Source organism: Stenotrophomonas sp. Ste96 (assembly GCF_024519495.1).
In the GTDB taxonomy this organism is placed as follows: domain Bacteria; phylum Pseudomonadota; class Gammaproteobacteria; order Xanthomonadales; family Xanthomonadaceae; genus Stenotrophomonas; species Stenotrophomonas bentonitica_A.
On sequence record NZ_JALJRX010000004.1, the window covers coordinates 165,981 to 178,613 of the forward strand.

Consider the following 12,633-nt stretch of genomic DNA (forward strand, 5'->3'; position numbering starts at 1 on the left):
GGTGAGAGATCCATGGCAGACAATCATTACGACGCCATCGTTGTTGGCTCGGGAATCAGTGGCGGTTGGGCGGCGAAGGAATTGACCGAGAAAGGCCTCAAGGTCCTGATGCTGGAACGCGGACGCAACATCGAGCACGTCAAGGACTACGTCAACGCGATCAAGGAGCCGTGGGACTTCCCGCATCGCAACCGGCCTACACAGGCGATGAAGGCCGCCTTCCCCGTGCTGATGCGCGACTACGCGCTGGCCGAGAACCTGCAGGGCATGTGGGCCGACGAACAGGAATCGCCGTACATCGAGACCAAACGGTTCGACTGGTTTCGCGGCTACCATGTCGGCGGGCGTTCGCTGATGTGGGGCCGACAGAGCTATCGCTTCTCCGACCTGGATTTTGAGGCGAACCTCAAGGACGGCATCGCCACCGACTGGCCGATCCGCTACGCCGACATCGCGCCGTGGTACGACCATGTGGAGAAATTCGCCGGCATCGCCGGTACGCGCGAAGGGCTGGACGTGCTGCCGGACGGCGAGTTCCTGCCGCCGATCCCGTTGAACATCGTCGAAAAGGACGTGGCCGCCCGGATCCGGAAGGCCTTCGGCGGCACCCGGCACATGATCCACTCTCGCACGGCGAACATCACCAAGCCGATGCCCGAGCAGGGCCGCGTCAACTGCCAGTACCGCAACAAGTGCATCCTCGGCTGTCCCTTCGGTGCCTATTTCTCCACCCAGGCGGCGACGCTGCCGGCGGCGATGAAGACCGGCAACCTGACCCTGCGACCGTTCTCCATCGTCAAGGAGGTGCTCTACGACAAGGACCGCAAGCGTGCGCGCGGTGTGGAGGTCATCGATGCGGAGACCGGCCAGACCTACCACTACACGGCCAAGGTCATCTTCCTCAACGCCTCCTCCTTCAACTCGACCTGGCTGCTGATGAACTCGGCCACCGATGTGTGGGAGGGGGGGGCTGGGCGCTTCGTCCGGTGAGCTGGGGCACAACGTGATGGACCATCACTTCGGCGCAGGGGCCTCCGGTCGGGTCGAGGGTTTTGAGGACAAGTACTACTTCGGCCGTCGTCCCTGCGGCTTCTACATTCCCCGCTTCCGCAACGTGGCCGCTGACAGGCGCGGCTACCTGCGCGGCTTCGGCTACCAGGGCGGTGCCAGCCGCACGGGGTGGTCGCGCGAGATCGCCGAGCTGAATATCGGTGCCGACCTGAAGGAGGCGCTGACCGTGCCCGGTGACTGGCGCATCGGCATGACCGGCTTCGGCGAAATGCTGCCGCACCACGACAACACGATCCGTCTGGACCGGGACCGCAAGGACAAGTGGGGACTGCCGGTGCTGGCGATGGACGTCGCCATGCGCGCCAACGAACTGGCCATGCGCAAGGACATGGCGGCCGACGCCGCCGAGATGCTGGAGGCCGCCGGCGTCAAGGACGTGGAGATGCACGACAACGACTACGCCCCGGGCAAGGGCATCCATGAGATGGGGACCGCGCGCATGGGCCGTGACCGCAGGACATCGGTTCTGAACCAGCACAACCAGGTCTGGGATGCGCCCAACGTCTATGTGACCGACGGTGCCTGCATGACCTCCAGCGCGTGCGTGAATCCATCACTGACCTACATGGCACTGACCGCGCGGGCTGCCGACCATGCCGTGCGCGAACTGAAAGCGGGGAACCTGTGATGGACCGCCGCGAACTGCTGAAAATGATCGTCGCCGCCACCGGTGCGGCGATGGTCGGTCTGCCTGCGCTCGGTCAGGCACAGGCGCCTGCCGCAGGGGCGAAGACGCGCTTCTCCGATGCGGATGTTGGCACGCTGGACGAGATTGCCGAGACCATCCTGCCACGGACGAAAACGCCGGGGGCGAAGGACGCGGGCGCCGGCGCGTTCATGGCGACGTTCGTCAGCGACTGCTACACCGCCCGGCAGCAGGCGACGTTCCGTGCCGGCCTGGCCGATATCGACAAACGCGCCGGCGGCCGCTTCGTTTCACTTGCGCCGCAGGCGCGCACCGAACTGCTGCGCGCGCTGGATGCAGAGGCCAGGAAACACGCAGTGGAGGTGACCGAAACCGGCACCGCCGAGGCAGGAGAACCGATGCCGCACTACTTCACGATGTTCAAGCAGCTCACCATCTTCGGTTTCTTCACCTCCAAGGTCGGCGCGACCGAAGTACTGAAGTACGTCGCAGTGCCGGGTCGCTATGACGGCGATCTTGCCTATGTGCCCGGCACGCCCGCATGGGGGACCAGCTGATGGATCACGCCATGAAGATCACGCCGCTATTGATCGCCGCCGGCGTGTTCGTCGCTGCACCGGCGTTCGCGCAGGCCAACACCGATCCCGCGCGCGACCCGGCGAAGACCGAGGTGTGGACCCCCGTGCCTGCAACCGTGGCCACGCCGCCGGGCAAGGCGCCGTCCGACGCCATCGTGCTCTTCGACGGCAAGGATGCCTCCGCCTGGGAGGCGGAGCAGGGCGGGCGCGTGCCCTGGACCGTCGCCGATGGCGCGCTCACGGTGGTTCCGGGCAGTAAGGGCATCCGCACCCGGCAGTACTTCTGCGACGTCCAACTGCATGTCGAGTGGCGTACACCCGTCGAAACCAAGGGGTTCGACGGACAGAGCCGGGGCAACAGTGGCATCTTCCTGCAGGAACGCTACGAGCTGCAGGTGCTGGACAGCTACAACAACCCAACCTATGCCAACGGCCAGGCAGGCTCCATCTACAAGCAGGCCATGCCGCTGGTGAATGCTTCGCGTGCACCGGGGCAGTGGCAGGCCTACGACATCCTCTGGAAGGCACCGCGCTTCTCACCGGGCGGTGGGCTTGTGTCGCCTGCGCGCATCACCGTCCTGCACAACGGCGTGCTGGTGCAGGACGAGGCCGTGCTGGCGGGCAGGACCGAGTACATCGGTGCGCCTTCGTACGCACCTCACGGGTGCGCGCCGATCTACCTGCAGGAACATGATTCCAAGGTCAGCTACCGCAATATCTGGGTGCGCGAGCTGTAGCGGCACACGGCCAGCGTGATCGCCGGCCGCTTACTTCGCCAGGTAGCTGGCGATGTCATCTATTTCCTGCTGCGACAGCTGGGGGAAGGGCGGCATCAGCCCGCCGCCCTTGCTGATCTTTTCCTTGATCTGCGCGGGTGCCATGCGCTTGCCGATATCGGTGAGCGCCGGGAATGCGCCGGGCATGCCGGCACGATCGGCACCGTGGCAGGCCGTGCAGTTGGCGGTGTAGAGCTTCGCACCGGCGGCCGGGTCATCCTTGCACCATGCGGCTGTCGCAACGCTCATGCTGCCCAGGGCCACGGCCATTGCCAGGATCGTCTTCATGTGGGGCCTCCTTCAGGCGTCAGTGCTGCGCACGGGCGGACGCGTTGGCGGGCAGGTGTTCACGCAGGTAGTCCGCGCCGGTCTGGATGACCTGGGCCGGGTCGCGTGGCTGGTCGTGCTCGAGGATGTACCAGTGCACGCCGGCCGCTGCGGCGGCTGGCAGGATCGCGCGCCAGTCCAGCACACCCTGGCCGACGGCAGCGAAGCCGCCCTCGTCTTCGGCCTGGCCGTTGGGTGCATTGTCCTTGGCGTGTACCGCAAAGAGGCGGCCGCGGAATTTGCCGAGCATCACCGCCGGGTCCAGTCCTGCATGCGCGACCCAGGCCAGGTCCAGTTCCGTCTGCAGGTCCGGCCCGGCCGCTGCGAACAGGAGTTCCAGGCCGGTCCGGCCATTGAAGTCGACCAGTTCGAAGTCATGGTTGTGGTAGGCCAGGCGCATGCCCTTGGCCCGTACCTGCTTGGCGATCGCGCCCAGTTCCTTGCCCAGCGCTGTCCAGCCTGCGGCATCGGTCGGCCGATCCTTCGCGTCCAGGTAAGGCACCACCAGGGTGGTGTTGCCGATCGACCGGTTGAAGGCCACCATGCCGTCCAGGTCCTTGCGCAGCTCGGCCAGTGGCACGTGCGAGGAAATCGCCCTGATCGAATACCGGTCCAGCAACTGCTTGAGTTCGCTGGCGCTGACGCCCTGCGTGCCCACCGTTTCCACCGCATCCACGCCAGCGTCATGGACGATCTTCAACTGCTGGTCGAGCGGGCCGGCGTTGCGCAGTGTGTACATCTGCACGGCGATGGGCTTGTGCGGGCTGGCGGCTTCGTTTGCAAAGACGGGCAGGGCAGCGAGCAGCAGCACGGCGAGGGTGGCGGTTCTGCGAACGGACGTGTTCATCAAGGGATCCTCCCGGGATTCAACCGATGGTGGTCCAGGCGCGCGTCCTGGCCGAGGTGATGACGCGGTCGACGATCAGCGCCGAGCGCACACCGTCTTCAAAGGTGGGCAGGCCATCCGGTCGCTCGCCTTCGATGGCGCGGTAGGTGTCGGCGACAAATGCTTCGAAGCAGTGGCCGTAGCCCTGTGCGTGCCCGGCCGGCAACACCGACAGCCGGCGCTGTTCGGGACTACCGGCGCCTGGCCCACGCACGAAGACTTCCTCGCGCTGGTCGGGCTGGCCGATCCACAGCCGCTCGGCGTCTTCCTGATTGAAGGCCACGCTGGCCCTGGCACCATCGATCTCGAACCAGAGGCGGTTGTGGCGTCCGGCCGATACCTGGCTGACCGTCAACGACGCCAGCGTACCGGCGCTGGTGCGGAACATCGCCGCCGCCACGTCCTCGCTGGTGACCGCCTGCATCGCGCCACCGGCTGCCGCGGTGGTGAAGCTCTGCCCGGTGTCGGTGCTGCGTTCGGCGATCACCGTGTCGAATGCCGCGCTGACCTCGGTGAAGCGCTCGCCGCTGACCCATTCCACCAGGTCGCACCAGTGCGAGCCGATGTCGGCGAACACGCGCGAGGCGCCGCCCAGTGCCGGGTCCACGCGCCAGTTGTTGCTGGCCGGGTCCAGCAGCCAGTCCTGCAGGTAGCTGCCGTGGATGAGGTGCAACGGCCCCAGTTCGCCGTGGGCGATGCGTGCGCGCGCCTCGCGGACCACCGGGTGGTAGCGGTAGACGAAGGGCACCGTGGCGACCAGCGCGTTGGCGGCAGCCAACGCCGCCAGCGCCCGGGCGTCTTCCAGCGTCGTGGCCAGCGGCTTCTCGCAGACCACGTGCTTGCCCGCTTCCAGCGCGGCCTGTGCCATGGGACGGTGCAGATGGTTGGGCGTGCACACGTGCACGACCTGTACCTGTGGATCGGCGACCACCTCCTCGATGTCCCGATAGGCACGCGGGACATTCCATGCCTGCGCTATGTCGCGTGTGCGCTGCGGAGACGAGGCGGCCACGCCGCGGATCTCGGCACCGGCCATCAGCGCCGCGCGACGATGCACCGCGCCGATCATGCCGGTGCCGATGATGGCGATTCCAAGCGTTGGCATCAGGTGCGGTCCTCAGGGCGTGGAAGGTGCGGCCGCGACCACCGGCCGGTCGCGGAACAGCAACAGGAAGGCGATCAGCACGACCAGCGCGACGCCTGCCGGGAACAGCCAGATCTGCTGCCAGTCCGGACCGGCTGCGGTGGTGAAGTGCTCCACCACCGCGCCGGACAGGAACGTACCGATCAGCATGCCCACGCCATACGTGGCCAGGGTGATGAATCCCTGCGCGCTGCTGCGCGCGGCCGGGCCGGCATGCGCATCGGTGTAGATCTGGCCGGTGACGAAGAAGAAGTCGTAGCAGATGCCGTGCAGCACGATGCCGATCACCAGCAGCGAGAAGCCGCTGCCTGCATCGCCGAAGGCGAACATCGCATAGCGCACTACCCACGCCGCCATGCCCACCGCCAGCATCGTCTTCACCCCCAGCCGCGCGAACAGGAACGGCATGGCCAGCATCAGCAGGACTTCGGAGACCTGTCCCAGCGACTGCAGGCCCGCCGCGCCGCGCACGCCCAGGTCATTGAGATACGGGTTGGTGAAGTTGTAGTAGAACGCCAGCGGGATGCAGATGGCGATGGAGGCCAGGAAGAACACCAGGTAGGAGCGCGACTTCAGCAGCCGCAGCGAATCCAGCCCCAGGACCTGTCCCAGCCCGGCATCGCGCTGCTGTGCCAGCGGCGGGGTGTGCGGCAGGGTGAACGCATACAGGCCCAGCGCCAACGAGGCCATCGCTGCCATCTGGAACGTCAGCTCCAGCCGGTGTGCCTGCTCCCAGCCCAGCCAGCCGATCAGTACACCCGCCACGATCCAGCCGACGCTGCCAGCCACCCGCACCAGTGGGAACTGTTTCTCAGGCGATTGCATGTGCCGCATCGCCACGCTGTTGGCCAATGCCAGCGTCGGCATGAACAGCAGCATGTAGCCCATGACGCAGGCGGAGAACATGCTGAAGCTGGTTGCGGTGGACGCCAGCCACATCAGCACCGCGCCGGCCAGGTGCAGCACCGCGAGGATGCGCTGCGCCGCGAAGTAGCGGTCCGCGATCAGGCCAACCAGGAAGGGCGCGACGATGGCACCGATGGACTGGCTGAGGAAGGCCGTCGCCACCTGGCTGGCGCTGGCCTGCAGCGGGCCCTGCACCAGGTAGGTTCCCAGGGTGACGAACCACGCTCCCCAGATGAAGAACTGCAGAAACATCATCGCGCCCAAGCGCGACATGGTGTGCGTCATGGCTTGCCCTCCCAGGCAGTGATGGCTCAGATCCCCAGCATGCGGCGCAGTGATTCCGGATCGGTGCCGCTGTCGGCGAAGTCGTCGAAGGCACGCCCGGTCACGTGGATGATGTGGTCGCGGATGAAGGCGGCCCCCTCGCGCGCGCCATCTTCGGGGTGCTTCAGGCAGCACTCCCATTCCAGCACCGCCCAGCCGGGGAAGTCGTACTGCGCGAATTTCGAGAAGATCGCCTTGAAGTCGATCTGCCCATCGCCGAGCGAGCGGAACCGGCCCGGGCGATCGATCCAGTCCTGGTAGCCGCCATACACGCCACTGCTGGCACTGGGGTGATATTCCGCGTCCTTGACGTGGAAGATGCCGATGCGATCGTGGTTACGGTCGATGAAGCCGAGGTAGTCCATCTGCTGCAGCAGCAGGTGGCTGGGGTCGTACAGGATTTTCGCGCGGGGATGGTGGTCCACCACGTCGAGGAAGCGCTCGAAGGTCGCGCCGTCATGCAGATCCTCGCCCGGGTGGATTTCGAAGCATAGATCCACGCCGCAGGCGTCGAATGCATCCAGGATGGGGCGCCAGCGGCGGCCGAGTTCGGCGAAGGCTTCCTCCACCAGACCGGGTGGGCGCTGCGGCCAGGGATAGAAGTAAGGCCAGGCCAGTGCGCCGGAGAACGTGGCATGCGCGGTCAGCCCCAGTCGCTGGCTGGCCTTGGCGGCCAGCAGCAGCTGCTCTACCGCCCAGGCCTGGCGGGCGGCCGGATCGCCACGCTTGTCCGGCGGCGCGAATCCGTCGAACAGGCTGTCATAGGCGGGATGGACGGCGACCAGCTGCCCCTGCAGGTGGGTGGACAGCTCGGTGATCTGCAGGCCATGCCCGTCCAGCATGCCGATGACATCGTCGCAGTACGCCTGGCTGCGCGCAGCTTCGGCCAGATCGAACAGCCCGGGCGCGCTGGTCGGCACTTGTACGCCAGAATAGCCCAGCCCCGCGGCCCATCCGGCCAGGGTGTCCAGCCGATCGAAGGGAGGTGTGTCGCCGATGAACTGCGCCAGGAACAGCGCTGGACCCTTGAGCGTTTTCAAGAGGATTCGCCCTCGATGCAATCGATTGCATTATCCTAGCAGGGGCATTCGAAAGTCCTGTTGTGCACTGCACAGCGGAAGGAAGAGGTAGCGCCATGGCCACCATCTACGACATTGCAAAGCACGTCGGCGTCTCGGCCGGCACGGTGTCGCGGGCGCTGTCCCGGCCGGACAAAGTGCTGCCGGCTACACGCGCGCGCATCGAGCAGGCCGCTGCAGCGCTGGGCTACGTGCCCAACACGGTGGCCCGGACACTCAAGACCCAGCGCAGCGGCAAGATCCTCGTCACCGTGCCGGATATCGCCAACCCGTTCTTTGCGCAGATCCTGCAGGGCGCGGAGGACGCGGCGCAGGCGGTTGGCTACGCTGTCCTGCTGGGCGATACCCAGAACCTGCCCGAGCGCGAAGAGCGCTACGCGCAGATGCTCCGGCGCAACGAGGCCGACGGCCTGATCGTGCTGGGGCACCGCCTGCCGCCGACGGCGCGCGACATCGTCCAGCAGCGGGGCGCCGCCGCGCCGGTGGTCAACGGATGCGAATTCGACCCCGCGCTGGGCATTCCCAGCGTCCACATCGACAACGCGGCTGCCGCGCGCGCGGTTATGGAGCACCTGTACGGGCTGGGGCACGAGCGGATCGCTGTGGTGGGCGGACCGCCGGACAATCCCCTGCATCAGCAACGGCTGGAGGGGGTCCGGGCCGCCGGCAAGGCGCGTGGCCGCCTGCGCCAGTTGAGCGTCGTGCCGGGCGACTTCACCGTCGAATCCGGACATGCGGCCGGGATGTCGCTGTTGGCGCGCGCGCCCGTGCCGACGGCGGTGTTCTGTTTCAGCGACCAGATGGCGCTGGGCGTATTGGCGGCCTGCCGGGATCTGGGCATCCGGGTACCGGGTGATCTGTCCGTCGTCGGCTTCGACGATCTGGCATCGTCGCGTTACCTCACGCCTCCGCTGACGACCATCCGGCAACCGATGCGGGAGATCGGTGCCCGTGCAGTCAACCTGCTGCTTGCGATCATCGAACGTGTCGATGTGCCGCTTCAGCAGACGCTGGATTTCAGTTTGATGGTGCGAGGGTCGACGGCGCCACCCACACCACATCCACTACCATGGGCCACCCGTCTGGATGCCCCCGCATGTCCATTGTGATTCCCACGCTGCCCAAGCCACCCACCGCCCGCATCGCGGCCTGGCTGCTGATGCTGCTGGGCATGTGGCTGACCTTGAAGCTGGGCCTGGTGGTGACCCTGCTCTCAGGCCTGCTGGTGTTCCACCTGACCCACCTGCTGGCCTCCACCGTCGAGGGCAGGCTGCCGCCCGGACGTGCGCGCGCCTATTCGGTGATCGTGCTGTCGGCGCTGATCATCGGCGCGCTGACCCTGGCCGCGATCGGCATCGCCTCGTTCTTCCGCAATGAAACCGGTGGCCCCGATGCGCTGCTGATGCGCCTGATGGACATCCTCAACACCTCCCGCCACCAGGTGCCGGACCTGTTGCAGCCGTACATCCCGGAAGATCTGCAGGCCTTGCGCACGGCCATGAACGACTGGGCCGCCACCCACCGCCAGCAGCTCGGCATCGCCGGCACCTCGGCTGTGCAGATCAGCGTGCGGATCCTGATCGGCATGGTGCTGGGTGCGATGATCGCGCTGTACGACGAGCTGCCGCTGCCGAAGCTGGGGCCGCTGGCGCGCGAGCTGATCGGCCGCACCAGTCGCCTGGCCACGGCCTTTCGGCAGGTGGTGTTCGCGCAGGTGAAGATCTCCCTGCTCAACACCCTGTTCACCGCCATCTTCCTGCTCGGGGTGCTGCCGCTGTTCGGGGTGCATGTGCCGCTGTCCAAGACACTGGTGCTGATCACCTTCCTGGCCGGCCTGCTGCCGGTGGTGGGCAACATCATCTCCAACACGGTCATCACCATCGTCGCGCTGTCGGTCTCGTTCTACGTGGCCGTGGTCGCGCTGCTGTACCTGGTGGTCATCCACAAGCTGGAGTACTTCCTCAACGCACGCATCGTCGGTGGCGAGATCCAGGCACGCGCCTGGGAACTGCTGCTGGCGATGCTGGTGATGGAAGCGGCGTTCGGTCTGCCAGGGCTGGTCGCCGCGCCGGTGTTCTATGCCTACATCAAGCGCGAACTGCTGGACCAGCGCTGGATCTGAGGGCCGGGCCGCGCTAGAGCTTCAGGTTCAACGAGACATACGCCGAGCGCCCGGGGGCCGGTGAGAACATCGGCTGATCGTCGCCGCCCCAGAAGAAGTTGTCATACCACGCATACGCGTAGTCGCGGCCGGTCAGGTTCTTCACCTGCACGTCCACGCTCAGCCGCTCGGAAAGCCGATACGACGCGCTGGCATCGAGCACCGCGAAGGCGCCGAACCTGCCCTGCGTGTTGCGCTCTTCAATGTAGTAGTCGCCCTGCATCCGGCCCTGCAGGCCGAAGGTCCAGCGCTCGTTGCCGCGGTAGTCCACGCCGATGTTGCTGATGTAGCGCGGCGTGGCGATCACCTCGTTGCCGGCCAGGGCGGTGCCATCGGTGGTGAACGCGCGCACCACCTTGGCCTGCTGGATCGCATGCGAGCCCCACAGCGTCCAGTGGTCGCCCAGGCGCGAGGTGAACTGCAGGTCGACCCCTTCGCGACGGGTCTGGCCCAGGCCGACCGAGGTGCCGGTGGCCGGCATGTTCGCTACTTCATCCGTCGCGTCCTGGCGCCACACCGCGATGCGCGCGTCGGTGCCGACGGCCGGGGTGAACTTGATGCCCAGCTCCTTGCCGGTGTTGATCGAGGGCCGGAAAGTCTCCTGGCCGGCGGTGAGGTAAGCCGGTGCGGTGGAACCGGTCAGCACCTGGAAGGTCCTGCCCCAGTTGGCATAGATGTTGAGTACCGGAGTGATTGCGTAGACCACGCTCAGCTTGGGCTGCCCGATGGTGCCGTAGCGTTGCAGCGGCGCGGTGATGCCACCGGGCAGGTGGGTGCTGCCGGAGAAGCGGTCCACACGGTAGGCCGGCACGATCTTCAGCGCGGAGGTGGGCTGATACACGGCCTGCGCATAGGCACCGAGGTTGTCCAGGGTGTAGCGGTCGTCGTTCTGGATCCGCGCCGGGGTGGAGAAGTCGGTCGGGATGGCGTGGCTGTAGCGCAGCCGGCGGTACGTATTGTCCTGATGCTCGGCGTTGAATCCACCCTCGACCGTCAGCGCAGGCGTGGCCGCCCAGGTCAGCGTGCTGAGCAGGCCGGTCTGTTTCTCATCCCACTGGCGACGCTGGCGCGGCGCGTTGCCGGGCACGTACGCGGTGAAGGTCACCTGCCGGTCGTCCTCGTAACGGTTGTAGTACAGCTTGTTGCTGACATGCACGGCATCGCTGAGCTGCAGATCCAGATGGGTGCTGAGATGGCGCATGTCGCGGTCGTCGACGTCGTTGGCATTCTTGAGCGCGGATCCGCGACGATCGGCTGCCAACTCTGCGGCGGTCATGAAGCCGGGCTCGTCGGCTTCGTGGTGGTACACGCGCGCGATCAGACCGAGATTGAACAGGTCATCGTCGCCGCTGTAGAACCACTTGCCGCCCAGCGAGTATTTCTTCGATCGGTCATGATCGCGGTAGCCGTCGGATGCCTGCGACGCCAGAAAATAGTTCTGGGCGACACCGTTGGCGTCGCGACCGATCGCCACCTGCGCTTCGCGGGTGTTGTAGCTGCCATAGGTGAGCCGCGCATCGGTATAGCTGCCGCCCTGGCGGGTGCCGAGGTTGATGTTGCCCCCGATGTTGTGCAGGCCATAGCGCGGGTCGTTGGTACCGCGCACGACTTCGATGTAGTCGATGTCCAGCGGGAACACCATGTCGATGAAGCGCTGGTTGCCACTGTTGACGTTGCTGGGAATGCCATCGATCAGGATCTTGATCCCGTTGAGGTAGCCCTCGCCATTGAATGCACGGAAGGTCGCCTTGCCGGACTCCGCGCCCTGGCGGGTTTCGGTGAGCTGCATGCCCGGCATCTGGCCGAGCAGCTCCCAGCTGTTGGACACGTTCTTCTCATGGACCTGGTCGCCGCCCATCACATCCACCGAGGTCAGCACCCGGTGGGCGGCCAGGGGACGGTTCGCGCCTTCCCGCACGTGCACGCTGCCGAGGGTGATCGCAGCATCGGCGGATTGGGCGCGCGCTTCGCCGGCGCACAGGGCCGCCAGTACGGCGGACACCATTGCCTTGGTTCTCATCTCTTCGTGCCTCAGGAGCAGGTAGGACAGGGCGTGGACCAGCAGACACCGGACGTCTGCTGTTCTGACCTGCAAAAGAAATAATATAACATTGCAACCAAGCGTCGTTCCATCCCGTAGGCCGCTCGCGCGCCTGTGGCTTGAAGCCCCTTTCGATCGGGTCTATAACGCGCACGAAGGGCGCCGGCCGGGCCGCCCATGGTGATCGGTGTCCCCATGATCCAGCCCAATGCCCGTTCAACGCCGCGCGCCGCAACGGCCAGCGAGCCGTCCGCGTCGCAACAAATCGATGCCCGCATCCAGTCGTTGGAGGATTGGCGCGGCGAGGCGCTGTCCCGGATCCGCGCCTTGATCCACCAGGTCGATCCGGACGTGGTGGAGACATGGAAGTGGCGGGGTGTTCCAGTGTGGGAGCACCACGGCATCCTGTGCACCGGGGAGACCTACAAGGCGGCCGTGAAGTTGACCTTCGCCAAGGGCGCGTCGCTTCCCGATCCCAACGGGCTGTTCAATGCGAGTCTGGAAGGCAACACCCGCCGCGCCATTGATCTGCACGAAGGCGATACGATCAACGCCACCGCGTTCAAGGCGTTGATCCGCGCGGCGATGGCGCTGAACCGGGCGGCCAGAACCGCTGCCCCGGCGCCACGCCGGAAGGCCCCCCGGCGCTCAGCCTGAATCGTCACGACCTCCTGCACTGGAACCGGCGGGCCGA

Annotated in this window: 11 protein-coding genes and 1 pseudogene; 6 read left to right on the top strand and 6 right to left on the bottom strand. The window is 66.3% G+C overall.

The features are described 5' to 3' along the window. The first annotated feature begins 12 nt into the window (after positions 1 to 12). The 3 genes and pseudogenes from OC373_RS12880 (at position 13) to OC373_RS12890 (ending at position 3,032) form a co-directional block, all read left to right on the top strand. Positions 13 to 1,699 (top strand): annotated as a pseudogene (locus OC373_RS12880) (GMC family oxidoreductase). Then, the gene (locus tag OC373_RS12885; RefSeq protein ID WP_070426824.1) at positions 1,699 to 2,274 is read left to right on the top strand and encodes a gluconate 2-dehydrogenase subunit 3 family protein; all 576 of its coding nucleotides are present in this window, start codon (positions 1,699 to 1,701) and stop codon (positions 2,272 to 2,274) included. The pseudogene OC373_RS12880 and the gene OC373_RS12885 overlap by 1 nt, the downstream one beginning before the upstream one ends. Continuing rightward, a complete protein-coding gene (locus OC373_RS12890) occupies positions 2,274 to 3,032 on the top strand; it encodes a DUF1080 domain-containing protein (protein WP_083279942.1) in 759 nt (252 codons plus the stop codon). Before OC373_RS12885 ends, OC373_RS12890 begins: the two co-directional genes overlap by 1 nt. Before the next feature lie 30 nt (positions 3,033 to 3,062). Here the strand turns inward: OC373_RS12890 and OC373_RS12895 are convergent, their stop codons facing one another. The 5 genes from OC373_RS12895 to OC373_RS12915 are packed head-to-tail and all read right to left on the bottom strand — an operon-like array spanning position 3,063 to position 7,698. Further along, positions 3,063 to 3,359: a cytochrome c gene (locus OC373_RS12895; protein WP_070426826.1), complete on the bottom strand. Its 297-nt coding sequence runs from the start codon at positions 3,357 to 3,359 to the stop codon at positions 3,063 to 3,065. A 19-nt stretch (positions 3,360 to 3,378) separates the two neighbouring features. Then, positions 3,379 to 4,245: a sugar phosphate isomerase/epimerase gene (locus tag OC373_RS12900; protein ID WP_261997808.1), complete on the bottom strand. Its 867-nt coding sequence runs from the start codon at positions 4,243 to 4,245 to the stop codon at positions 3,379 to 3,381. A gap of 19 nt (positions 4,246 to 4,264) precedes the next feature. Continuing rightward, the gene (locus OC373_RS12905) at positions 4,265 to 5,389 is read right to left on the bottom strand and encodes a Gfo/Idh/MocA family oxidoreductase (protein WP_261997809.1); all 1,125 of its coding nucleotides are present in this window, start codon (positions 5,387 to 5,389) and stop codon (positions 4,265 to 4,267) included. A gap of 12 nt (positions 5,390 to 5,401) precedes the next feature. Then, the gene (locus tag OC373_RS12910; protein ID WP_261997810.1) at positions 5,402 to 6,619 is read right to left on the bottom strand and encodes a nucleoside permease; all 1,218 of its coding nucleotides are present in this window, start codon (positions 6,617 to 6,619) and stop codon (positions 5,402 to 5,404) included. A gap of 26 nt (positions 6,620 to 6,645) precedes the next feature. Beyond that, a complete protein-coding gene (locus OC373_RS12915; RefSeq protein WP_261997811.1) occupies positions 6,646 to 7,698 on the bottom strand; it encodes a sugar phosphate isomerase/epimerase family protein in 1,053 nt (350 codons plus the stop codon). Positions 7,699 to 7,793: 95 nt separating this feature from the next. Here OC373_RS12915 and OC373_RS12920 point away from each other — a divergent pair, with 95 nt between their 5' ends. Together OC373_RS12920 and OC373_RS12925 are read left to right on the top strand one after the other, a co-directional pair. Continuing rightward, complete coding sequence (locus OC373_RS12920; protein WP_261997812.1) at positions 7,794 to 8,846, top strand: LacI family DNA-binding transcriptional regulator; 1,053 nt, start codon at positions 7,794 to 7,796, stop codon at positions 8,844 to 8,846. After that, positions 8,834 to 9,859, top strand: a complete 1,026-nt coding sequence (locus tag OC373_RS12925; RefSeq protein WP_070426832.1) for an AI-2E family transporter — start codon at positions 8,834 to 8,836, stop codon at positions 9,857 to 9,859. Before OC373_RS12920 ends, OC373_RS12925 begins: the two co-directional genes overlap by 13 nt. Positions 9,860 to 9,872: 13 nt before the next feature. Here OC373_RS12925 and OC373_RS12930 read toward each other — a convergent pair whose 3' ends face one another. Then, positions 9,873 to 11,918 carry a TonB-dependent receptor gene (locus OC373_RS12930; protein ID WP_261997813.1) on the bottom strand — a complete coding sequence of 682 codons (2,046 nt, stop codon included), beginning with the start codon at positions 11,916 to 11,918 and terminating at the stop codon, positions 9,873 to 9,875. Between the two features lie 216 nt (positions 11,919 to 12,134). On the opposite strand from OC373_RS12930, the gene OC373_RS12935 reads away from it, so the two are divergent. Continuing rightward, positions 12,135 to 12,596: a DUF1801 domain-containing protein gene (locus OC373_RS12935; RefSeq protein ID WP_261997814.1), complete on the top strand. Its 462-nt coding sequence runs from the start codon at positions 12,135 to 12,137 to the stop codon at positions 12,594 to 12,596. Positions 12,597 to 12,633 lie beyond the last annotated feature (37 nt).